Genomic DNA, 22,918 nt, shown 5'->3' with positions numbered 1-22,918 from the left:
GATCATTCCACCGTATGTGCTTTGATTGGCAGACCAACTGGTAATTCAACCGGCACGACGGGCAGGGCTTCAACTTTGAAAACCAGTTTAGCCCTTTCTTCATCAGAGAAGATAACCGGTGGCGTAAACTCAGCATCTTTGGAAATAAATGAGATTTTAGCTTTCAAATTATCCGGACAGGCATCACACACAATTGCAACTTCTTGACCAAGACTGAATTTTGCCAAAGCTGTTTCCGCAACATAAAAACGGTATTTCATGTTTTGCGGTGGCAGGATTGAAAGCACAGGCTGGCCAGCATTAACAACTTCGCCAACCCTGAAAAATACATCCTGTACCCGGCCATTCTGCGGTATATAAACTGTACGCTTATCAAGAGCTGTCTGCGCCTGCACTAGGCCTGCCTCTGCTGCCTTTACACCGGCCTCTGCTGCTGCAATTGTTGCAGTACGCGCCGCAAGTTCGGAAGCCGTAATCTGCCGCTGAGCCTCCTCAAATGCTGCAACACTTCGATCATAAGTCGTCTGGGCCTGATCCAAGGCCGCCTTTGAGGCATAACCTTTCTGGAACAGTTTTGTCTGTCGATCCAGTTCCGCCTGCGCCAGATCACGCTGTGCTTTGGCCTGATCTTCCTGTGCTTTCAGAACAGCAATCTGCTCAGGCCGCTGCTGCGCAGCGCGCAAATCATCTAACTGGGCCTGCGCCTGTGCGCGTTTGGCTTCAGCCTCATCACGCTGCGCTTTTTCAATATCAGTATTGAGAATAAAAGCACTTTGCCCCTGTTGCGTATCTGAACCCTCTTCAACCTCTAAAGCTACAATTCGGCCAGCTGTTTCAGGTGCAACATAGACAAAGTTACCCTCAACATACCCCTGAAAGGCTGTCTGACTGCCAAACTGCCAGCCTTGCAGCCACACGAGTAAAGCGATAGCCAGAATAACAGCGCCCGCAATCAATGGAATGCGCTGAAATTTTTTATCCTTACCGAGCCGAAACATCATGGTGTGTTTCCTTTCAGGCTTCTGAGCAGAAGGTCACGATAGGCTTGCATCATTCCCGCAACATCGAGCGGCTCGATATCATTGAAGAGTTCGGTCCATATAATGGCAACAATAGCCGGCGCTATCGCCAGATGCGGAAAGCGGACCACTTCGTCATGGCTGATTTCACCTGAAGCAAGGGCGGCCTCTGATCGTTTACGTAAAATACCAAGAGCACGGCTGACAATAAGCTGATGATGCGCATGGGCTAACTCAGGAAACTGTTTGGCTTCACGTAAAATCAGCCATAGCATCTCACGTCGTTTTGTCTTGAGAACTTCAACCTGAAACCATTCAATTAAAATGGTAATCAGCTGTTCAAGCGTCAGCCCATCAACGGCCGTCGCAACTTCAAGCATGTCAAAAGTCGGAACAAATGAATTGCGAATCATCGCCTCAAACAGTTCGTGCTTGGAAGAAACGTAGAGATAAACCGTTCCCTTAGCGACACCAGCCTTCTTGGCGACATCTTCAAGGCGGGTTGCAGCAAACCCTTTGGCAGAAAAAACCTCTAAAGCCGCATCGAGTATTGCCTGCAGTTTCTGCTGGCGCTCATCTTCATTACGCGCAGCCTTCGATACTCTCGGCTTTTTTACGGCTGATTTTGTCTTTTCTTTCAAGGAGATTTCCCTTTTTTCCATAGCGGGCAAACCATCAAATCTCTGCTTTTAATATTCATATTATATATGACTGACTGGTCAGTCATCAAGTGTTGAAGTGAATTTTCTTAAATGCATGCCATCCCGTGGAGTAAACTTAGTAATCATGAGGGACAAAGAAATTTGGAATCAATGAGATAACAGCTCGGCTCTTTAGGAAAGCAAACACACTGAACCCGATCGGGCTGAGTATTAGACCCATCATCAGGGGACAACCTGACAGATTTTCGCAATCAGAAGATCATCCTCTGGCTTTTTGTGTAAGAACTTTGTTAAACACATCTGTAGAGGCCGCCCAAACTGGCAACAGACTATAAGGGCCGGACAAATCCGAATGGATTTTGGCCTCTGCTATCTGCCATTACTTGAAAAGGTTTAGGTCGCGAAGGATGAAGGTCGCCATTGATATGGGAACTCAGTCAGGTGCAGGGTTCGGCAACCAGCCGGCAACCCTTGACCTTGAAGAGCTTCTGGCGACCCGCCTGCTGGTTCAGGGCAACTCCGGGTCCGGGAAATCGCATCTTCTGCGCCGCCTTCTTGAGCAAAGCGCCCCGTGGGTTCAGCAGGCTATCATTGATCCTGAAGGGGACTTCGTAACGCTTGCCGATAAATTCGGCCATGTTGTCGTTGATGCATCCCGCACGGAAGGTGATTTGCAGCGTATTGCAGCACGCGCCCGTCAGCACCGTGTTTCTGTCGTTCTCAGTCTTGAAGGCCTCGATACCGAACAGCAGATGCGCTGTGCCGCAGCCTTCCTTGGTGGCATGTTTGATGCCGATCGCGACTATTGGTATCCGATGCTGGTGGTGGTTGATGAGGCCCAGCTCTTCGCCCCTGCGGCCGCAGGTGAAGTCTCGGATGAGGCGCGTAAGGTTTCGCTTGGTGCCATGACCAACCTGATGTGTCGCGGCAGAAAACGCGGCCTTGCAGGCGTTATCGCAACACAACGTCTCGCAAAACTTGCCAAGAACGTTGCCGCAGAAGCTTCAAACTTCCTGATGGGCCGCACCTTCCTTGATATTGATATGGCCCGTGCCTCAGATCTGCTCGGTATGGAAAAGCGTCAGGCTGAAATGTTCCGTGATCTTGAGCGCGGCCACTTTGTTGCCCTTGGCCCGGCCCTTTCACGCCGCCCTCTCCCGATTAAAATTGGTGACGTTGAAACCAGTGCCCGCAGCACAAGCCCGCGCCTGCTGCCATTACCAGAAACGCCGCCTGAAGATATTCACGATCTCCTGTTCGTGCCGAGCCCGGAAGAGATTATCCGCCCAACACCACGGCGCGTACCGCCCCCACCGGCACCTTCAACAAACGATCTTCTGGCACAGCTCGCCAAAACCCGGCCGCCTGAACCTGCTGACAAAGCTGATGATGAACCGGCTATGTCCAAGGAAGAGCGGATTGCCATTATTGACAGTATTCTGCGCGAAGTTCTGGAGGAGCCGGAAGCTTCCTTCCGCTCGGTTGCTGTTCTCTATCAGGATTTCCTTGTACGCTGCCGTATTCGCCGGATGCCGGGAGAGCCTCTGAACCTGCCGGGTTTCCGCCGTCGCCTGGCGGTTGTCCGCGCTGGTGTTGATACTGACACGGCTGAGGGTGAAGAGTGGAACCGTGCCGTTGAAGTTGCAACGGCTCTGCCGGAAGATATTCAGGGTGTTTATCTCCTGTTGGCCCGTGCCGCCATGCAGCATGACCCGTGCCCGCCAGATGGTGAGATTGCCCGCGCCTGTGGCAGCCGTTCAACAGGTCGTGCACGTCGTCTTATCGCCTATATGGAGCAGCAGGAGTATATCGTCTGCCGCAATGATATCCGCAATCACCGGATCATCGCTCTGCCAGATCTCGGTTGGGAAACCGCAGCAGGGGACCCGAATGCTTATGAAGAACCTCCTCTGAATGAGGGGCTATTCGGTGCCGCAGCTGAGTAGCTCAGCGTATATGAGAGCGATTTGAAAAATCCCTGCTCTCAGATATTGTAATGCATCATCCGGTTTTCTGTATTAAGCAGATAACAAGCAGAGTTAATCTCAAGAGTTTTTAATGCAGCCTCAGGTCTCACTACAGCAGAAGAATACTTTTGGCCTCCCGGTCAGCGCACGGCATATCGTGCATGCGGCAACCGGAGAAGAACTTGTGACCACATGGCGAAAAGCCGAAAAAGAGGGTTTACCCTTCCTGTTACTCGGACAGGGAAGTAACGTCTTGTTTCTTGAAGATTTCGCCGGATATATTGCTCTCAACGAAATCAAGGGCATTGAGATTACCGAGACAGACAGTGACTGGCTGGTTCATGTCGGAGGCGGAGAAGTCTGGCATGATCTGATTGTTGATCTTCTGGAGAAGAATATCGCGGGATTAGAAAATCTCGCCCTCATTCCCGGCTGCACAGGCTCGGCACCCATTCAGAATATCGGCGCTTATGGCCGGGAGCTGAAAGACTTCTGTTCTTATGTCGAGCTGCTGGATTTGCGGACAGGGAAGCTTTCACGCCTTGAAGCTTCTGAATGCGCTTTTGGCTATCGGGAAAGCATTTTCAAACACCAGTACAAGAGTGGCTATGCCATTACAGCCGTTGGCTTGGGGCTCCCCAAAAAATGGCAGCCCGTTTTGACTTACGGAGAGCTGCGTTCATTTGATCCTGATAAGGTAACAGCAAAAGCTGTCTTCGATGCAATCTGCCAGATTCGCCGCTCAAAGCTGCCAGATCCTTCCGTGACTGGTAATGCCGGCAGCTTCTTTAAAAACCCTGTCGTCGATGCAGAAAAAGCCCAGAGCTTATTGGCGAAATATCCCGATATGCCTGCCTACAAGCAGGCCGATGGTTCCCTGAAACTGGCGGCCGGGTGGCTAATTGATCAGTGCGGATTAAAGGGCCACCAGATTGGTGGCGCAGCCGTTCATACGCAACAGGCGCTTGTCATCATCAACCTGAATAATGCCACACCGCAGGATGTTGCAAATCTGGCCCGCCATGTCCGGCAACAGGTCGCTGAGCGTTTTGGTATCTTGCTTGAACCTGAAGTCCGTTTCATCACGGCTCAGGGTGAGACTGATGCTCAGGCCTTTTTGTCGTAAACATGAAAAACGCGGGAGAAATCATCTCCCGCGCCTTAAAATCAATAAACTGTAGTTATGACTTACAGCCCGATATCAAAGGCGGCCAGTGCTGCCATGTTGACGATATCAAGATCATTGGCATTCAGCGGAATCATCTGAATAGACTTGTCGAGGCCAACAATCATCGGACCGAGAACCATTGCACCACCGAGCTCCTGCAGCATAGATGTTGCGATTGCTGCGGAATGACTGGCTGGCATGACGAGCACGTTTGCCGTATCTGTCAGACGTGCAAACGGATATTGTGCCAGAGCATCACGGTTCAGCGCGACATCGGCAGACATCTCACCGTCGAACTCAAAATCAACATGACGTTCACCGAGAATGCGAACAGCCTCACGCTGGGCCTCACCGAGCTCACTGACCGGATGGCCAAAACTGCCGGATGCCAGCATGGCAACCCGTGGGGTATAACCAAAACGGCGGGCGACTTCTGCTGTCTCAATGGCGATATCAGCAAGCTCTTCGCCTGTTGGGCGCTCATGCACCGCCGTATCAGCAACAAACACAACCTGCCCGCGTGAGATACACAGCGAGACACCAATGACCCGGCGGCCTGCACGGGCATCAACCACACGCTGTACCTGCTCAAGAGCTTTTGAAGTCTTGCGAGTAGCACCGGTTACCATGGCATCGGCATCACCAAGCGCAACCATACAGGCGGCAAATGTGTTACGGTCCTGAGACAGAAGGCGCATGACATCGCGCTTCAGGAAGCCCTTACGCTGCAAGCGCTGATAGAGATAGTCAAAGTAGACTTCCATACGCGTTGACAGCCCGGAATTGATAATTTCAATTCCTTCGCGATCTTTCAGGTCGATACCTGCAAATTCTGCCGTTTCATAAATCTGGCGCTCACGGCCAACCAGAATGGCAGAGCCAAGGCCCTGATTGACGTAGGAAATCGCAGCACGCAGAACCTGCTCTTCTTCACCCTCGGCAAAGACAACCTTACGGCGGGATTTACGGACACTCTCAAACACATTGTTGAGCACGCCGGAAACCGGATCGCGGCGGGCATGGAGCTGCGCCTTATAGGCATCCATATCTTCAATGTTGTGACGTGCAACACCCGTTTCCATGGCAGCCTTGGCAACAGCACATGGAATGGCTGAAATCAGGCGTGGGTCAAACGGGGCCGGAATGATGTACTCACGGCCAAAGCGCGGACGGGCGCCCTTGTAAGCGGCAGCCACCTGATCAGGAACATCCTCACGGGCAAGCTGCGCAATGGCATGCGCTGCTGCAACCTTCATTTCCATATTGATGGCTTTGGCGCGAACGTCCAGAGCACCGCGGAAAATGTAAGGGAAGCCGATGACGTTGTTGACCTGATTCGGATAATCCGAGCGGCCTGTTGCAACAATCGCATCATCACGAATAGCAGCCACCTCTTCCGGTGTAATTTCCGGATCAGGATTCGCCATGGCAAAGATGATTGGGTTAGGTGCCATCGACTGGATCATATCCTTTGAGAAAGCACCTTTAATGGAAAGGCCATAGACAACGTCAGCACCCTTCATGGCATCAGCCAGAGTCCGGTCTGTTGTCTCGGCAGCGTGGGCTGACTTCCACTGGTTCATACCTTCGGTGCGGCCCTTGTAGACCACACCCTTGGTGTCACACAGCTGAACGTTTTCAGGCTTAACACCAATGGCTTTGGCAAGTTCAGCACAGGCAATACCGGCCGCACCCGCACCATTGACCACCAGCTTGACCTTCTTGATGTCACGGCCGGTGAGGTAAAGCGCGTTGATCAGGCCAGCCGCAGAAATAATAGCCGTTCCATGCTGGTCATCATGGAAGACCGGAATATCCATCAGCTCCTGAAGGCGCTGCTCAATGATGAAGCATTCCGGAGCCTTAATGTCTTCAAGATTGATACCGCCAAATGACGGGCCAAGATAACGCACGGCGTTGATGATGGCGTCCGGATCTTTTGTATCAAGTTCAAGGTCGATGGAATCAATGTCAGCAAAACGCTTGAAGAGAACCGACTTCCCTTCCATCACCGGCTTAGAGGCCAATGCGCCAAGGTCACCAAGGCCAAGAATAGCCGTACCATTGGTGATGACGGCAACCATATTGCCACGCGTTGTATATTCATAGGCAAGGGCCGGGTCTTTGGCGATGGCCTTTACCGGCACCGCCACACCAGGCGAATAGGCGAGAGACAGGTCACGCTGGGTTGCCATTGGCTTCGTCGGTACGATCTCCAGCTTGCCCGGACGTCCATGGGAATGGAACTGCAAAGCTTCCTGATCAGTGAAAGTGGGACGGGAACCTGCTGGCAAAGACTTGTCTGACATTTTTATAGCCTTAACTTTCCTCCTCGCATGATGCGAGCTCTGATAGAATGAGCACAGAGTGCTCTGGTATCCACTTACGCCAATCCCCCTAGGAAAGCGTAAATGTTCCGGCTCCTCTTATTCCTTATTTCACAGCTTTCAGGCAAGCTGATTTATAATGAAATATTGAATTTGACCCCGAGGAATTTCCGAAAATTACGATTAGCAACCCTGCAATAGCACTAAAGGGACAATCAACCCATTGTTGTAATAGTCGCAGTCAGCAAATGCATTCCTCTTCTGCCCATCAATCATGGCAGCTTTACGTGTTGATTTTATCAACGGGGAAAACCACAAATTTTGAGCAGAAAATTTCCTCTTCACTGGCTTTCTGCCCCGAAAATGCAGTAAACAGACATCATGACAAATCCCACACAGACCCAGAGCAAATCGCAGGAAAAACCATCGGCTGATCACAAGATCACGCCAATGATGGCGCAATATCTTGAGATTAAGAGCGCGTACCCCGATTGCCTGCTGTTCTACCGTATGGGAGATTTCTACGAACTGTTTTTCGAGGATGCAGAGGTTGCCAGCCGCGTGCTGAGCATCGCACTGACCAAACGTGGCAAGCATCAGGGCAATGATATCCCGATGTGTGGCGTACCGGTTGATCGCGCCGATGATTATCTGCTCCGCCTGATTGCCGCTGAACAGCGCGTTGCCGTCTGCGAACAGGTTGAAGACCCGGCAGAAGCCAAAAAGCGCGGGCCCAAATCAGTCGTCCGCCGTGAAGTCATTCGCCTTGTCACCCCCGGCACCATCACAGAGGAGCGCCTGCTCGAGCCCGGTCAGGCCAATCTCTTCCTGACGATTGCACGACGCAAACAGGCTGATGAAAGCTGGATGTATGGCCTCGCTGCCGTCGATATCTCAACCGGGCGCTTCGTACTGGCAGAGAGTGATCAGGCAAACCTTGCCGCTGCCATAGCACGCCTTGAACCCCGCGAAATTGTCCTGCCCGAGCAGATTTATTACGATGAAGAACTCCTCGGTTTCTGGCGTGAAATCCGCACATCCGTGACGCCCCTCGCAGGCTCCGGTTTTGAATCATCATCGGCTGAGCAGCGTCTACGTGATTATTATAATGTTGCCTCTCTCGATGCTTTTGGCTCTTTCAGCCGCCCCGAGATTGCCGCTGCCGGCATTGCGCTTTTCTACATTGAAAAGACCCAGTTTGATGACAAACCCGTACTGCTTCCACCGATTGCCGAGGCTAATGGCACAACGCTCTCGATTGATGCCGCAACCCGCGCCAATCTTGAATTAACCCGCACCCTTTCCGGTGAGCGTAACGGCAGCCTTCTGGCAACGATTGACCGCACCCAGACACCGGGCGGCACCCGCTTGCTGGCGGAATGGCTGGCCGGGCCCTTGATGGAGCCCACCCGCATCCATCGCCGTCAGGATGCCGTCGCCTTCTTTGTCGAGAACACCCCTCTGCGCGATAACATCCGCGCTGTTCTCAAGAAGATACCGGATATCTCCCGCGCCCTTTCCCGCCTCGGTCTTGGCCGCAGCGGCCCGCGTGATCTGGCCGCCCTGCGCGATGGCCTGTTTGCCGCGCGTGAACTCTCAGGCCTGCTCGATCGCCAGCAGGGTGAACTGCCGCAGGCACTCACATCAATCATCCGCACCATCACATCACTGGATACATCAGTTGCCGATGAACTGGCCGCCCTGCTTGATGATGAACTGCCACTGCTGAAACGCGATGGCGGCTTCATCCGCCCCGGCGCGATACCGGAGCTTGATGAAACCCGCGAACTCCAGCAGGATTCCCGCCGCTTCATCGCCTCCCTACAGGCCCAATACGCCACCGAGCTTGACTGCCGCACCCTCCGCATCAAGCACAACAACATGCTCGGCTATTACATCGAAGTACCACAGAACGTCGGTCAGGAGATGTTCCAGAACCAGCGTGAGAAATACGTCCATCGCCAGACGATGTCTGACGCCATGCGCTTCACCACGGTGGAACTCGGTGAGCTTGAGGCCAAAATCGCCTCGGCCTCAGACCGCGCCTTACGCATCGAGCTCGGCATTTTTGACCGCCTGTGCAACACTATCGTTGGCCAGTCCCGCGATATCGCCGCAACGGCTGCCGCTCTTGCCGCCGCTGATGTCTTCGCTGGCCTTGCCGAACTTGCGGTTGAGCTCGCATGGGTGCGCCCGCATGTTGATGAAAGCCTTGCCTTCCACATTGAGGGCGGCCGCCATCCGGTGGTGGAAGCCGCCCTTCGTCGTGACGGCAAATCCTTTATCGCCAATGGCTGCGATCTTTCAAGCCCAGAAACGAGCAGTAATCCCGGCGGCCAGATTCTGCTGATCACCGGCCCGAACATGGGCGGTAAATCAACCTATCTCCGCCAGAACGCGCTGATTGCCATTCTCGCCCAGATGGGTGCCTTCGTGCCCGCAACCGAAGCCCGTATCGGCATTGTTGACCGCCTGTTCTCCCGCGTTGGCGCAGCAGATGACCTTGCCCGCGGACGCTCAACCTTCATGGTTGAAATGGTCGAGACCGCCGCCATCCTCAATCAGGCCACGGCACGCTCATTAGTCATTCTCGATGAAATCGGCCGTGGAACCTCCACATTCGACGGCCTCTCCATCGCATGGGCCGCCATTGAGAACCTGCACGAAATCAACCGCTGCCGCTCCCTCTTCGCGACTCACTTCCATGAACTGACGGTGCTGTCTGAAAAGCTGTCGCGTCTGGAAAACGCCACCCTCAAGGTCACCGAATGGAAAGGCGAAGTCGTCTTCCTCCACGAGGTCACATCGGGTGCCGCCGACCGCTCCTACGGCCTCCAGGTCGCCCGCCTCGCCGGCCTCCCCACCGCCGTCATCAACCGCGCCAAGGTTATTCTCGCTGAGCTCGAACGCTCCGACCGAGAGCAGCCAAAGCGGGCGATTATTGATGATCTTCCGTTGTTTGCGATGGCCCAGGCACAGACGCGTGTTCCGGAAGTTACGGAAATACCAGAGCCAAAGGATGACCCGTTGCGGAAAGCGCTGGAAGACATAGACCCGGACAGCATGACGCCTCGGGAGGCGTTAGAGGCGTTGTATCTGTTAAAGAATAAAGCTCAATAAAATCAGCTGTATTAATATAAATATCTTATCTAAATTTTTAATTTAAAATCAAAACGATACTTATTTTCCTTTCCTGGAAGTGGAAAAAGAGAGGTTTGATAATTAAGATTATACCTTAAAACTAAACTTTGTACTTGATCCATAATATCGCGTACTGGGCCACCATTAATATAATTTTTAATATCCCGGTACCTTATAATACCTTTCTCTCTTAAGCAGCGACGCAAAAATATCTTTAACTCTTCATCAACTTCGACTTGTTGAAGATCATTCGCAGAAAATCCTTCCACATCCACTAAACAATAACCAATGCCCTTCGTTCCCAGATATTCTACTGCCGCTTTTGCTTTAAGTTGTACCGCCCTATCTGCTAATCGCAAGCGAGATTTTACTTCTATTACAAATACCAATCCTTCTATAGTCCGAATAATTAGATCAGGGATATAGTCGTGCGCTCTACCATCCTCGGAATAAGGAACTCTTATTGCCTGCTCAGCAAATTGGTCAATGATCTGGCAACGATCAAATGCTTTAATAAATTTTTTCTCACCGCTACTTTCATAAGCAACCATTCGCTTCAAAGTTTTGACGAAGATTTGTCTATTCCCTTTACAAGTTCGTAGAGGGGGCAAGCTGCTTAGCTCAATTATATCTGCAGCAAAAGTACAACTAAATTGAGCTTTTGATAGTACATTTTTCACAAAATTATCTGCTTTATTAGAAAATTGAATACTGGCTTCCTTAACAAATAATCGCCTATTCTCTAGATGTCTTTTCTGCTGTTGAGCAGTAATATTCTGACTTAAAATATTTAATAAATTTTCTAGGCTTAAACTAGACTTTTCATGTCTATGATATAAGGCGCGTAGAACGTGAGAATTAAAGTGTTTAGCACTCTCTGAGTGAAGAAGTTCTTGACTTAGCCAAGCGCATTCTGCCTCAAAGGTATCATAACTATTATCTGAGAGTAATTGGTTAAGAACATAATCTAATGTCTGGCAAAATTTACGTTTTGGGTGACGAAATCTCCGAAATATTTTATTCTGAATCTGACGAACACGCTCTCGTTTTATACTAAATTTTTCACCAAGTTGTTGAAGTGTTTTGTATGGAAATTCATCATTATCTGGAGTTAATCTTGATATAATAATTTCTTTATTACGTTCTAGAAAAATTTCTAATTTTTTTGAATCAAAATATATAAATATATCCCACCGAATAGCTTCCCAGATTAAATCAACTGTACTTTCTGTACTATATTTTTTAAAAATTAATTTAGATATTTCTGATATGCAATATTCTGAATAATTATTTTTTATTTCATTAGAAGTTTTTTTAATTAATTTTAATTTAATATCTTCTTTAGAAAATGGTTGAAATTCTTGCAATGGATCAAGCAACTGACCAGTTTCTTCATCACGTAATCCCAATCGCTTCTGACGTGCGCGAATACCTCCAACTGTCCGTTTATGATATTGGGCTATTTCTTTTAAAGATAAACCTTGAGCTGTCCGTTCATACAAGAGCTTCTCTTCTTTTTGTGTCCAGAGACTCCCGCTGCTGCCCAAAAGATCTTTAGAATTTTTTGTCATCGTAGCCATAGCTACCCGATAACATATTTAGAATAAATTTCTATATATTTATTCTAAGATAATAAATATAAAATTGAATTCAACGAATAGTGCAAAGCAGTTATTAAATTCATGGCATACTATTCATACCCGTCTCCTAAATCCCTCACCCTAACCGCTCTCCAGTCCCGCAACAGCGATGAGAGCTGGCAGGCGATTCATGCTCTGCGTCAGCAGTGCGTGCCGGAAACCATTCAGCTCGCTGAAAAGCTGTGTCGGTCGCGGAACTGGCGGAAGCGGGAGTTGGGGGTGAATGTTATTTCACAGCTGGGTTTCTGGCAGGGTAAAAGCTTTGTGCCTTATGGGATTGATGAAGCGCATCATCTGCTCACAAAGCATCTTGATGATCCGCATCCGCTTGTGATTGCAGCGGCGATTGTCGGGCTTGGGCATCGGCCGTTTCCTGATGTTCTGGAACGCATTGCCGCCTATGCAACGCATCAGGATGCGAATATCCGTTATGCGGTGGCCTTTGCGCTTGGGTATTACGAGGCACCACTTGCCGTTGATACGGTCATTATGCTGACGCAGGATCGGGATAATCAGGTGCGGGATTGGGCGACATTTACGCTTGGGTCTCTGGTACCGCAGGATACGCCAGACATCACGGATGCCTTATGGCAGAATGTGCGGGATGCTGATGAAGATGTCAGCGCGGAAGCCATTGCCGGGCTTGCCGAGCGTCAAGACAAGCGCATCATACCGTTCCTGAAAGATGTGCTGGCACATACTGACCAATGTCAGGCCTGCTATCTGGAAGCGGCAGAGAAGATGGGTGATAAAAGCCTGCTGCCTTTACTACTTGCCCTTAAGGATAAAACCCAATCGGATGCTGACAAGGGCTACTGGCACAATCTGCTTGATGACGTGATTGCGTCCCTTCAAGCGCATTAATCCTGCCGCTTCCTCAAGAAGCTCGCGGCATAAAAGAAGATGCTTAGAAAGAGCGCGCCGTAAGAAGAGATAATGAAATAGCCCGCGATCGTCTGGTCAATTTCAGAAACGGGGTTATAGCTCTGCGCCATCAAGCCATAGGCGTATCCTGTTACAAACAGAAGCACCGACAAGCCCAGAAAACAGAGAGAGGCGATGCGCAATTTCAGGCCACTCTTTCCCTAAGCTTGAGAGATGAATTCTACATCACCGTGCCATCAGTGCAAACGCGCCCCATCCGAGATATTCGCGGGTGTAGGTGGCATAGCGGACGGGTTCTGAGGTCAGGGTTTTGCGGATCTCTTTTGCCAGCTCGTCATTCGGGTTCTCTTTGAGCCAGCGGCGCATCGTAAACCATTTTGCGGCTTCGTATCTGTCCCAGCCTTCTCGGTCAGCCAGCACCATCTCCACAACGTCGTAGCCAAGATCACCGAAGGAAGCGACGAGGTCTGGAAGCAGGAGGAAGTCGGAGACGGAGCCTGCAAGGCAGCCCTTGGCAACATCATCTGACGATGGCTTTTTCACCCAATAGGGTTCTCCAATAAGAATGATACCCTCAGGACGCAGGCTCTTCTCCAGAAGCGCAATGCTCCCTGCAACGCCCCCACCTATCCATGTTGCACCAAGACAAGCAGCCACATCGACCTTTTCCTCGGCCATGAAACCTGCTGCATCATTATGAATAAACGAAACACGATCAGTCACACCAAGCTCTTCTGCGCGACGTTTGGCCTGCTCGGAGAATAGTTGGCTCATATCAACGCCTACACCGGTAATTCCGTAATCCCGGGACCATGTGCACAGCATCTCTCCGGAACCACTGCCAAGATCAAGCAGACGCATTTCCGGTTCCAGCCGCAAAGCCGCACCAAGCGTTGCAAGCTTCTCTGCCGTGAACGGGTTGTGAATGCGGTGCGCGCTTTCGGTAATGTTAAAGATACGTGGAATATCCAATGCTCAAATTCCTTTTAACTGCTGTCACAGATAAGGTTTTGATCACTATAGCACAGGTTTGTATGAATTGCCCGTTTGGCAACAAATGCTGACAAGGGCTACTGGCACAATCTGTTTGATGACGTGATTGCGTCCCTTGAAGAACTTTAAGTCCCTTGCCTCATCTGGCCTTTATGCCCCTTTAGAATAAGAGCCAACCTCGTTTACAGGCTCTCCATTGCTCCTCCCGCATACAGCCCTATATCCAGTCTCTGTATGGTGAAAAAGCGGTATTGTGATTGGCGCCGGGGAGGGTTTGTCAGGTGAGGCTTTGACCGTCTCATGATCTCCCACCTTCTGGCTCAGGCCATCTTTACCCGTGCCATCTCCGTAATATGTGCGGTTACCCTTATCTGAAGGAGACAATGATGCCTCAAGCTGTTGCCAGACCCGGAAAAACGCTGCTTTCCCCGACTGATCATACCCTGATCATGATTGATCATCAGTCACAGATGGCGTTTGCGACGAAATCGATTGATCCGGTTCTGTTACGGAACAATGTGGCGCTTGTCGCGAAGGCGGCTAAGGAATTCAAGGTTTCGACCATTCTGACAACCGTTGCCGAGAAAAGCTTTTCCGGCCCTATCTTCAATGAAATCAAGGAAGTCTTTACCAATGAGGCAGCCATTGACCGCACGACCATGAATACATGGGAGGATGCGCGGATTGCCGACCGGGTCAATGACATTGGCAAATCCCGCATTGTCCTTGCCGGACTGTGGACCAGTGTCTGCATTGTCGGGCCTGCACTCTCGGCTCTTGATCAGGGCTTTGAAGTTTACGTCATTGCCGATGCCTGCGGTGATGTCTCGGATGAAGCCCATGAACGGGCCATGGAACGTATGGTACAGGCAGGCGCCCGACCGATGACATCCGTGCAGTATCTGCTTGAACTGCAACGCGACTGGGCCCGCTCCGACACCTATAACGAGACGGTTGCAACAGCTATTGCCAATGGTGGCGGTTATGGGCTTGGACTGATTTACGCCAAAACAATGTTTGATGGTGGCGAAGGTCACTGAGATTATCTGCGGCAGTTTCAAGAAGTAACTGCCGCTCTTTCCATTACCGGCCAGAATGGAGTTCTCACCATGAAGGGTTCCGCTCCTGATATTATTCTCCATAACGCAAAGATAACCACGCTTGATACCGCGAATCCGACTGCCGGAGCCCTCGCCATCAAGAACGGGAAGTTTGTGGCGGTTGGTGATGAGAAGGATATCATAGCACTGGCCGGGAAAGGGACCCGTAAAATCAACCTGCATGGCAAGAGGGTTCTGCCGGGGCTGATTGATAACCACATGCATATCATCCGCGGTGGTCTCAACTTCAATATGGAGCTGCGCTGGGATGGCGTGCATTCATTAGCCGACGCATTAGAGATGCTGCGCCATCAGGTGCATGTCACACCGCCCCCACAATGGGTGCGGGTTGTCGGTGGCTTTACCGAACACCAGTTTGCCGAGAAGCGTCTGCCAACCCTTGATGAGATCAATACTATTGCCCCGGAAACCCCGGTTTTTCTGCTGCATCTTTATGATCGCGCACTGCTGAATAGGGCTGCGTTACGCGCCGTCGGCTACACCAAGGACACACCAGACCCACCGGGTGGCGAGATTGTCAGGGACGCACAGGGCAACCCCACGGGCCTGCTGCTCGCCAAACCCAATGCCGGCATTCTTTACGCCACGCTGGCCAAGGGGCCAAAACTGCCACCTGAGTACCAGCTGAACTCCACCCGCCATTTCATGCGGGAACTGAACCGCCTTGGCATCACTGGGGTGATTGATGCCGGTGGCGGTTTCCAGAACTTCCCGGAAGATTACACAATCATCAAGCAACTCGCAGATTCCGGGCAGCTGACCGTACGCCTCGCCTACAACCTCTTCACACAAAAGCCCCAGCAGGAGAAAGAGGACTTCCTCAACTGGACATCCTCCGTCACCTACAAACAGGGCAATGATTACTTCCGGCATAATGGCGCGGGTGAGATGCTAGTGTTCTCAGCGGCTGACTTTGAAGATTTCCGCCAGCCCCGCCCGGATATGCCACCCGAGATGGAAGATGACCTTGAAGGTGTTGTCCGCATTCTTGCCGAAAACCGCTGGCCCTGGCGTCTGCACGCCACCTATGACCAGACAATCAGCCGGGCGCTCGATGTATTTGAAAAGGTGAACAAGGATATTCCGCTCAAAGGGCTCAACTGGTTCTTTGATCATGCCGAGACAATCTCTGACCGCTCAATTGACCGGGTCGCCGCCCTCGGCGGTGGTATCGCCATTCAGCACCGCATGGCCTATCAGGGCGAATACTTCATTGAGCGTTATGGCAACAAGGCCGCTGAAGCAACACCACCCATCGCCAAGATGCTCGACAGGGGCATCAAGGTTTCAGCCGGCACTGATGCCACACGCGTTGCCTCATACAACCCTTGGGTTGCGCTGGCATGGATGGTGACAGGTAAAACTGTTGGCGGCACATCACTCTACCCCCGCGCCCATTGCCTCGACCGTGAAACCGCCCTGCGAATGTGGACTGAGAAAGTCACATGGTTTTCTAATGAAGAGGGTAAGAAGGGGCAAATTTCGGTTGGGCAACTGGCTGATCTGATTGTGCCGGATGTCGATTATTTCAGCTGCCCGGAAAACGACATCTCCTCTATCGTTTCAGAGCTGACCATGGTCGGTGGCCGCATCGTCTACGGTGGCGGTGTCTTCAGTGATCTTGATGACAACCCGCTTCCACCCGCCATGCCGAACTGGTCCCCGGTCAGAACCTATAAAGGCTACGGCGCCTGGGGTGATAAGGCCGACGCAGGCCAGCGCTATTCACTCCGTCGCATGGCCGCAGCCTCATGCAGCTGCGCCAATAGTTGCGGAGTCCATGGACATGATCATGCCCAAGGCTGGAGCAGCAATGTCCCTACATCTGACAATGCAGGCTTCTGGGGGGCACTCGGCTGCGCCTGCTGGGCGGTCTGAATTAAAACAGAACGACGGCAGCCTTATCATCAAAGGCTAGCCCGACTTCTGCGCCAACCTCATACAGCTCCATACCGGGATTATAAGGCACGAAGGCAAAGATCGTCTGGTTGTTGGAGAGGGTGATCTCATATTCCATATGATCACCTACGAAGAAACGGTTCTGGACTTTTGCCGTCAGCGTTCCCTGTCCCTTTTCAACGAGACGGATATTTTCAGGGCGCAGCACAACTGAAACCTTGCCAGCCTGTGCCGTACCGGATGCCTTGACGTAACGCAGTGTCAGGTTTGCACTCAGCAATTCAATAGCAGCATTATCACCCTCAATGCGGGTGGCATTAGCCTCCAGAATATTGGCCTGCCCGATGAAGTCCGCAACGAAGGTTGTGGCCGGGTTCGCATAAAGCTCAAACGGTGTCCCGATCTGCTGCACTTTACCACGGCTCAGAACCATGACACGGTCTGACAGTGTCAGGGCCTCTTTCTGGTCGTGGGTCACATAGAGGCAGGTAATGCCAAGATGCTGCTGGATACGACGGATTTCGGTACGCATATGCAGACGCAGTTTGGCATCGAGGTTTGAAAGCGGCTCATCCATCAGGAGCAACTTCGGCTTCAGAACCAGTACGCGGGCCAATGCCACACGCTGCTGCTCACCACCGGAGAGCTGGTTTGGAAAACGGCTGCCAACACCCTTCAGGCCAACAAGCTCCAGCGCCTCGGCAACTTCATGCTCAATATTGATAGTGCCTGCATCCTTGCGGGATTTGAGACCGTAAGCCACGTTCTCAAAGATGCTCATATGCGGGAAGAGGGCGTAGTTCTGGAATACGAAACCCATACCGCGCGAGTGCACCGGCTGGTTGACGATATTCTCGCTACCAACGAGGATTTCACCCTCACTTGGCGTTTCAAATCCTGCAACCATACGCAGGATTGTTGTCTTGCCGCAGCCGGAAGGGCCGAGCAGCGTGATCAGTTCACCATTGGCAACATCGATATTTACATTGCTGATGGCAGTAACTTCTTCCTTGCCCTTGATGAAGGTTTTGCGAAGGTTGCGGATTGAGAGATCGGCAGTCGCCATAGTCTTTGCTCCCGTTATTCTTTATCTGCGCCAGCAAGACGGCGGCTGTAGAAATTGGCAATTAATGTCATGAGGCCGCTACCGATGAAAACAATCAGTATCAGCACCACGGAGAAAGCGGAGGCCTGAGCGAACTGCAGGCCCGTCATGCTTTCGAGAATGCGGGTGGTGAGCAGCGTCCAGTTAATCGACACCAGAAAGATGGTGGCGCTGATCGCTGTCATGGAGTGAATGAACAGATAACGCATCCCGGCGAGCACTGCCGGAATAACCAGTGGCAATGTAATGCGGAAGAATGTTCGCATACCGCTTGCCCCAAGACTGGCTGATGCCTCTTCAAGGTTTTTGTCGATCTGGTGTAGTGAAGCAACGACTGACCGGATACCTGCCGCAAAATAGCGATAGATATAAGCGGCAACCAGAATGGTCAGCCCACCAGTCAAAGCCAATGGCTTCTCGTTAAACGAGAGCACATAGGCAATACCGACAACCGTACCCGGCAGAGCATAGTTCAGCATACAGGTAAAATCGAGCAGACGGTTCCCAAAGTACGCCTTACGATAAGTGATGAAGCCAATCACTACGGCTAGCAGGCCACCCAGCGGTGTCACGATACCGGCAATGATCAGGGTATCAAAAATAGCTTTGCGACCAAACTGGAAGACATACTGGAAGTGCTCCAACGTAAAGCTGTGATTGACGTTGAAAATCTTCACAAAAGCAGCCGTGAAGATGATGGCATAAAGGAAAAGTACAAACAGCGTGATGAAAGAACAGATCAGTGCAATCGTCGTTTCACCAACCATCCCCATACCACGGACAGACGAGCGCGCACCGCTCTTGCCCGTAATCGTCACATAGGAACGACGGCTGACCCAGTAATGCTGAAAGAGGTAAGCAGCTAACGCTGGAACCAATAGCAGAACGGACAGCCCGGCCCCACCTTTCAGATCATAAAGTCCAGTAATCTGCAGATAGGCCTGTGTTGGCAAGACAGGGAAATCCGTGCCGGCCAGAACGAGCGGCGTTGCAAAATCAGCCAGTGAATTGGCGAACAGCAGCAGCAGTGAGTTTGCCAGACCCGGTGTCGTCATTGGCAATGTGACCGTCCGGAACACCTGCCAGGGCGTACGTCCCAATGAGAGGGCGGCATCTTCCATACTTGGATCAAGCGACAGCAGGATAGGCGCAAGGGCCAGATAAGCAACAGGGAAATACGTCAGTGTTTCCGCAATCCATGTGCCCCAGAAGCCATAGAATTTAAAATCTGAAATGCCCAGAAATTCTAACAGAAAACCGTTAGGACCGAGCACCAGTGTCAGTGCAACACTGCTGGTAAATGGCGGCGAAATCAGGGGTAATAGCGTCAGCGTCGCAACAATCCATTTGATAAACTTCGGCACCCGCATCCGCACAGTAAAATAGGCAAAACAGAAACCTAAGAAGGTGCCCGAAATGGCAACTGTTGCTCCAAGAAACAAACTGTTCCAGAGCGCCTTCAGATTATAGCTGCTGCTCCAGACTTCCGAGATATTCGCAAGCGTGAAGGAACCATCGACAACAAAGACCACATAAAGCAGCTTGAAGGCCGGATAGAGCACAAACACCAGCAGAGAGAGCCAGATGACGGATAAAACCGGCAAAGCTCCAAGGTCGAAGATGCTGAAATGTTTTTTACCCGAAACAGGTGTATTCGGAAGCGGAGAGATTTGGCTTGCAGATGCCATACGTTATTTTCCTGATTAACTCAGTGCAATGAACCCCTTGTCCCCGTTCAAAGCATCTGTTTCCAGATTTCCCGAACAGGAAGTATTCAGGCGCTTATAGGGCGATTATCCGGTCAAGGCAAAGCGAATTGGTGCTTATGCCGGGTTATTCGCAAACAGTGCGCCATTCATAACGCCGCGTCTGCCGATTCATAACCTGCCGCTGTTCACAGCTCTTCATACCCACTGGCGGTATAACAGGCTCCTGAATCGGCTTCATGGAATAAGGAACAAACGGACAGTTCCGCGAACAATACGGTTTATAGTCATAGGAATACTCACAGACATTAACCGCTTCACCGTCAACACATTCACAGGAACAGGCGGCTTGTGCCGGTGTGAAAGACAAGGCGGCATATGGTGCCCCGAGTAGTCCCAAAACCGGCAAAAGCCATTTCATACCTGCTCCTTATTGAATAACTTCCTTGACCCAGCGCTCAACATATTCCTTACGCTTTGCGCCTTTCCATTCACTGTCAGCCTCAAGGATTTTGACATTGGAGAGATCAAGAACAGGGTCTGTGATATTGGCGCCCTTGGCAACTGGCACATAGTTGATCTTCTTTTCCATGATCAGATTCGCCAGCTCAACACTTGAAGCCCAGTCGATAAACTTCTTGGCAGCATCCATGTTCTTTGCATTGTGAATAATACCAAAGCAATCAATGCCGGATGTAATACCTTCCTTCGGGTATGTGATGACAACCGGATAGCCCTGCTGTTTCACGTCCAGCGCATCAACAAAATAGAAGATACCAGAAGCGGCCTGTCCGGCTGCAACCGGCATAGCACCACCCTGCCCACTCTTGGTGTAAAGCTGAACATTCTTGTGCAGTTTCTTCTGGTAATCAAAAGCACCATCTTCGCCATAGAGCTTAACCAGCGAGAAAATACGCTCTGTTGCAGTACCGGACGTCCGGGCATCAGCCATCTGGAGGCCATTCTTGTAAGCGGGATCAAGTAGATCCTGCCAGGATTCCGGAGCCTTCAGATTGTTTTTTTCAAGGAACTTCGTATTCGTCATGAATACCAGTGGGTTGAGACCAAAGCCTGTCCAATAGCCTTTTGCAGAACGATATTGCTCAGGAACGGCCGTATCTTTCGGTGTGTAGGCTTCAAACAGCTCGGTCTTGATACCGGCTTCATACATGTCTGATGGACCGCCAAGCAGAACATCAACCTGCGGGTTACCTCTTTCAGCATTCAGACGGGCCAGTGCTTCACCAGAAGCCATGCGGACGAAATTAATCTTCACGCCTGTCTTCTGCTCATAGGCCTGAGCAATCTGTGCCGCATATTTTTCAGGCATGACTGAATAGGCATTGATGACATCTGCCGCCTTAACCGGCGTACTCAAACACAGCGCCGCAAACAGAAATCCGGCTAATTTATTTGTTTTACGCATCAGATATATCCCCAGAGTGCTGATAAAAACCAAGAGAAACGTATCTGCCACAACATGCTTTTGCAAGGAAAGCTTGACGTTTGTTTTGCCCATAAAGATGGGAATATTGTCGCTGCCCCATCATTATTATCAGATAGCTTATAAATCCGTTGCAACTTATAGCGCGTTGTCGATCCGGGCTGTCCATGAAAAATTCATCTCGTAACAGTTACCGGAAAGGCAAGTGAATGACACCGATCACCCGAGTTGCAACATTTGCGTTTGAGGGAATTGATGCACGTGCGGTTGATGTTCAGGTACAGGTTTCAGCCGGACAGATTGGCATAACGATTGTTGGCCTGCCTGATAAGGCCGTCGCAGAATCCCGTGAACGTATCCGGGCCGCTTTATTAGCCTCAGGCCTTGCTTTACCAGCCAAGCGTATCACTATTAATCTGGCCCCGGCTGATGTGCCAAAAGAGGGAAGTCATTATGACCTTCCGATTGCGCTTGGCATTATGGCAGCCATTGGTGCCATTCCCCATGATGCTCTGGAAGGCTATGCCGTTCTGGGCGAGCTTGCTCTTGACGGCACCATTGCCCGGGTCAGCGGCGCACTACCCGCAGCCATTGCTGCATCTTCACGCAATCTTGGCCTCATTTGCCCTCAGGTCTGTGGGCCTGAGGCAGCATGGGCCAGTGAAGCGCTTCATATTATCGCACCCCGTTCTCTCATTCAGCTTGCCAATCACTTCAAAGGCTCACAAGTCCTGCATCGTCCCGAGGCCGGAATGGCTCCACAGTCCACTGCCCTGCCAGATTTATGTGATATCCGGGGGCAGGAAAGCGCAAAACGCGCCCTTGAGATCGCTGCGGCCGGGGGCCACCATCTCCTGATTTCCGGCCCTCCGGGTGCTGGGAAATCCATGTTGGCACAGCGCCTGCCATCCATACTGCCACCATTATCGCCTAAAGAGCTGCTGGATGTTTCCATGATACAATCCGTTGCCGGGTTACTTGAAAACGGGGCTTTATCTGACAGGCGCCCCTTTCGCAGCCCACACCATTCTGCATCCATGGCTGCTCTGGTGGGAGGCGGCATCAGTGCCAAACCGGGCGAGATATCTCTTGCCCATAACGGCGTTCTGTTTCTTGATGAATTACCTGAGTTCCAGCCCCATGTACTCGATAGCATGCGCCAACCCATGGAAACGGGGAATGTGCTGATTGCCCGGGCCAACCACCGCATTACCTATCCGGCTAAGTTTCAGCTGATCGCTGCCATGAATCCATGCCGATGTGGTCATGCCAGTGATCCGGGCTATGTCTGTCGTCGTCAACCCAATGAACGGTGTATAGCGCAATATCAGGCCCGCTTATCCGGTCCGCTTCTGGATCGCATTGATTTATCCATCGAAGTCCCCGCCGTCAGTGCGAAAGACCTGATGCAGCCTCATACATCAGAAACATCAAAAGATGTTGCGGCCCGCGTCATAATGGCCCGGCAACGCCAGACAACACGTTATGAAAAGCTTGGTCTACAGGATTGTACCAATGCAGCCTGCCCACCAAACTTACTTCAGGAAGTTACACAGCCAGATGCTGAGAGCCTTGAACTGCTTGGCCGTGCTGCTGAAAAATTAAAACTGTCAGGTCGTGGTTATCATCGTGTTCTTAAAATTGCCCGAACCCTGGCTGATCTAGACAAAGAAGAGAAGGTTCGGCGCATTCATGTTTCTGAAGCCCTAGCACACCGCGGCGGGACATCACCTGCGCGGTAGTGTCAAAAACATATCCGGCAAATGATAGTCTTTAACATCCGTTGGTAAGCAGACCACCCTATGCATTGGAAATGCTAATACCTTTATTAAAATAATCTA

At 51.3% G+C, this 22,918-nt stretch carries 16 protein-coding genes; 7 read left to right on the top strand and 9 right to left on the bottom strand.

Annotated elements, in window-relative coordinates:
* Nucleotides 1-2: 2 nt before the first annotated feature.
* Together WJT86_RS01700 and WJT86_RS01695 are read right to left on the bottom strand one after the other, a co-directional pair.
* Nucleotides 3-1,001, bottom strand: a complete 999-nt coding sequence (locus WJT86_RS01700; protein WP_346335759.1) for an HlyD family secretion protein — start codon at nt 999-1,001, stop codon at nt 3-5.
* Nucleotides 998-1,660, bottom strand: coding sequence for a TetR/AcrR family transcriptional regulator (locus tag WJT86_RS01695; RefSeq protein ID WP_346335758.1), 663 nt, complete (start codon nt 1,658-1,660; stop codon nt 998-1,000). The genes WJT86_RS01700 and WJT86_RS01695 overlap by 4 nt, the downstream gene beginning before the upstream one ends.
* Nucleotides 1,661-2,088: 428 nt before the next feature.
* On the opposite strand from WJT86_RS01695, the gene WJT86_RS01690 reads away from it, so the two are divergent.
* Both WJT86_RS01690 and murB read left to right on the top strand, forming a co-directional pair.
* Entirely contained in the window at nt 2,089-3,627 is a 1,539-nt protein-coding gene (locus tag WJT86_RS01690) for a helicase HerA domain-containing protein (RefSeq protein WP_407066891.1), read from the top strand.
* Nucleotides 3,628-3,739: 112 nt separating this feature from the next.
* Complete coding sequence (gene murB / locus WJT86_RS01685) at nt 3,740-4,774, top strand: UDP-N-acetylmuramate dehydrogenase (RefSeq protein WP_346335757.1); 1,035 nt, start codon at nt 3,740-3,742, stop codon at nt 4,772-4,774.
* Between the two features lie 62 nt (nt 4,775-4,836).
* Here the strand turns inward: murB and WJT86_RS01680 are convergent, their stop codons facing one another.
* Entirely contained in the window at nt 4,837-7,125 is a 2,289-nt protein-coding gene (locus WJT86_RS01680) for an NADP-dependent malic enzyme (RefSeq protein WP_346335756.1), read from the bottom strand.
* A 399-nt stretch (nt 7,126-7,524) separates the two neighbouring features.
* Here WJT86_RS01680 and mutS point away from each other — a divergent pair, with 399 nt between their 5' ends.
* Nucleotides 7,525-10,263: a DNA mismatch repair protein MutS gene (mutS, locus tag WJT86_RS01675; RefSeq protein ID WP_407066890.1), complete on the top strand. Its 2,739-nt coding sequence runs from the start codon at nt 7,525-7,527 to the stop codon at nt 10,261-10,263.
* 29 nt (nt 10,264-10,292) lie between these two features.
* Here mutS and WJT86_RS01670 read toward each other — a convergent pair whose 3' ends face one another.
* A complete protein-coding gene (locus tag WJT86_RS01670; RefSeq protein WP_346335755.1) occupies nt 10,293-11,864 on the bottom strand; it encodes a sigma factor-like helix-turn-helix DNA-binding protein in 1,572 nt (523 codons plus the stop codon).
* Between the two features lie 102 nt (nt 11,865-11,966).
* Between WJT86_RS01670 and WJT86_RS01665 the strand changes: the two genes are divergently transcribed.
* On the top strand, nt 11,967-12,788 hold the full coding sequence (locus WJT86_RS01665; RefSeq protein WP_346335754.1) for a HEAT repeat domain-containing protein: 822 nt from the start codon (nt 11,967-11,969) through the stop codon (nt 12,786-12,788).
* On the opposite strand, the gene WJT86_RS01660 is transcribed toward WJT86_RS01665, so the two are convergent.
* A complete protein-coding gene (locus WJT86_RS01660) occupies nt 12,785-12,991 on the bottom strand; it encodes a hypothetical protein (RefSeq protein ID WP_346335753.1) in 207 nt (68 codons plus the stop codon). The two genes, WJT86_RS01665 and WJT86_RS01660, sit on opposite strands and share 4 nt — an antisense overlap.
* Before the next feature lie 43 nt (nt 12,992-13,034).
* Nucleotides 13,035-13,781 (bottom strand): SAM-dependent methyltransferase, encoded by a 747-nt coding sequence (locus WJT86_RS01655; RefSeq protein WP_346335752.1) that lies wholly within the window; start codon nt 13,779-13,781, stop codon nt 13,035-13,037.
* 407 nt (nt 13,782-14,188) lie between these two features.
* Between WJT86_RS01655 and WJT86_RS01650 the strand changes: the two genes are divergently transcribed.
* Both WJT86_RS01650 and WJT86_RS01645 read left to right on the top strand, forming a co-directional pair.
* Nucleotides 14,189-14,842, top strand: a complete 654-nt coding sequence (locus WJT86_RS01650; RefSeq protein ID WP_346336273.1) for a hydrolase — start codon at nt 14,189-14,191, stop codon at nt 14,840-14,842.
* 69 nt (nt 14,843-14,911) lie between these two features.
* Nucleotides 14,912-16,801, top strand: a complete 1,890-nt coding sequence (locus WJT86_RS01645) for an amidohydrolase (RefSeq protein ID WP_346335751.1) — start codon at nt 14,912-14,914, stop codon at nt 16,799-16,801.
* Between the two features lies 1 nt (nt 16,802).
* On the opposite strand, the gene WJT86_RS01640 is transcribed toward WJT86_RS01645, so the two are convergent.
* From WJT86_RS01640 to WJT86_RS01630, 3 genes are all read right to left on the bottom strand, one after another.
* Nucleotides 16,803-17,888: an ABC transporter ATP-binding protein gene (locus WJT86_RS01640; RefSeq protein WP_346335750.1), complete on the bottom strand. Its 1,086-nt coding sequence runs from the start codon at nt 17,886-17,888 to the stop codon at nt 16,803-16,805.
* A gap of 14 nt (nt 17,889-17,902) precedes the next feature.
* A complete protein-coding gene (locus WJT86_RS01635; RefSeq protein WP_346335749.1) occupies nt 17,903-19,615 on the bottom strand; it encodes an ABC transporter permease in 1,713 nt (570 codons plus the stop codon).
* Between the two features lie 448 nt (nt 19,616-20,063).
* Nucleotides 20,064-21,059 (bottom strand): ABC transporter substrate-binding protein, encoded by a 996-nt coding sequence (locus WJT86_RS01630; protein ID WP_346335748.1) that lies wholly within the window; start codon nt 21,057-21,059, stop codon nt 20,064-20,066.
* Nucleotides 21,060-21,286: 227 nt separating this feature from the next.
* On the opposite strand from WJT86_RS01630, the gene WJT86_RS01625 reads away from it, so the two are divergent.
* Nucleotides 21,287-22,819, top strand: a complete 1,533-nt coding sequence (locus WJT86_RS01625; RefSeq protein WP_346335747.1) for a YifB family Mg chelatase-like AAA ATPase — start codon at nt 21,287-21,289, stop codon at nt 22,817-22,819.
* Nucleotides 22,820-22,918: the final 99 nt, after the last annotated feature.

Origin of the sequence: Hohaiivirga grylli (genome assembly GCF_039655745.1) — a bacterium.
GTDB classification, from domain to species: Bacteria; Pseudomonadota; Alphaproteobacteria; order Rhizobiales; family Beijerinckiaceae; genus Hohaiivirga; species Hohaiivirga grylli.
This window is presented reverse-complemented; position numbering and strand designations above follow the sequence as displayed.

What these genes read in the sequence shown, in the direction of transcription:
- WJT86_RS01700 (WP_346335759.1), bottom strand. Translation starts at nt 1,001, where the DNA reads ATGATGTTTCGGCTCGGTAAGGATAAAAAATTTCAGCGCATTCCATTG.
- WJT86_RS01690 (WP_407066891.1), top strand. Translation starts at nt 2,089, where the DNA reads ATGAAGGTCGCCATTGATATGGGAACTCAGTCAGGTGCAGGGTTCGGC.
- murB (WP_346335757.1), top strand. Translation starts at nt 3,740, where the DNA reads ATGCAGCCTCAGGTCTCACTACAGCAGAAGAATACTTTTGGCCTCCCG.
- WJT86_RS01680 (WP_346335756.1), bottom strand. Translation starts at nt 7,125, where the DNA reads ATGTCAGACAAGTCTTTGCCAGCAGGTTCCCGTCCCACTTTCACTGAT.
- mutS (WP_407066890.1), top strand. Translation starts at nt 7,525, where the DNA reads ATGACAAATCCCACACAGACCCAGAGCAAATCGCAGGAAAAACCATCG.
- WJT86_RS01670 (WP_346335755.1), bottom strand. Translation starts at nt 11,864, where the DNA reads ATGGCTACGATGACAAAAAATTCTAAAGATCTTTTGGGCAGCAGCGGG.
- WJT86_RS01665 (WP_346335754.1), top strand. Translation starts at nt 11,967, where the DNA reads ATGGCATACTATTCATACCCGTCTCCTAAATCCCTCACCCTAACCGCT.
- WJT86_RS01650 (WP_346336273.1), top strand. Translation starts at nt 14,189, where the DNA reads ATGCCTCAAGCTGTTGCCAGACCCGGAAAAACGCTGCTTTCCCCGACT.
- WJT86_RS01645 (WP_346335751.1), top strand. Translation starts at nt 14,912, where the DNA reads ATGAAGGGTTCCGCTCCTGATATTATTCTCCATAACGCAAAGATAACC.
- WJT86_RS01640 (WP_346335750.1), bottom strand. Translation starts at nt 17,888, where the DNA reads ATGGCGACTGCCGATCTCTCAATCCGCAACCTTCGCAAAACCTTCATC.
- WJT86_RS01635 (WP_346335749.1), bottom strand. Translation starts at nt 19,615, where the DNA reads ATGGCATCTGCAAGCCAAATCTCTCCGCTTCCGAATACACCTGTTTCG.
- WJT86_RS01630 (WP_346335748.1), bottom strand. Translation starts at nt 21,059, where the DNA reads ATGCGTAAAACAAATAAATTAGCCGGATTTCTGTTTGCGGCGCTGTGT.
- WJT86_RS01625 (WP_346335747.1), top strand. Translation starts at nt 21,287, where the DNA reads ATGACACCGATCACCCGAGTTGCAACATTTGCGTTTGAGGGAATTGAT.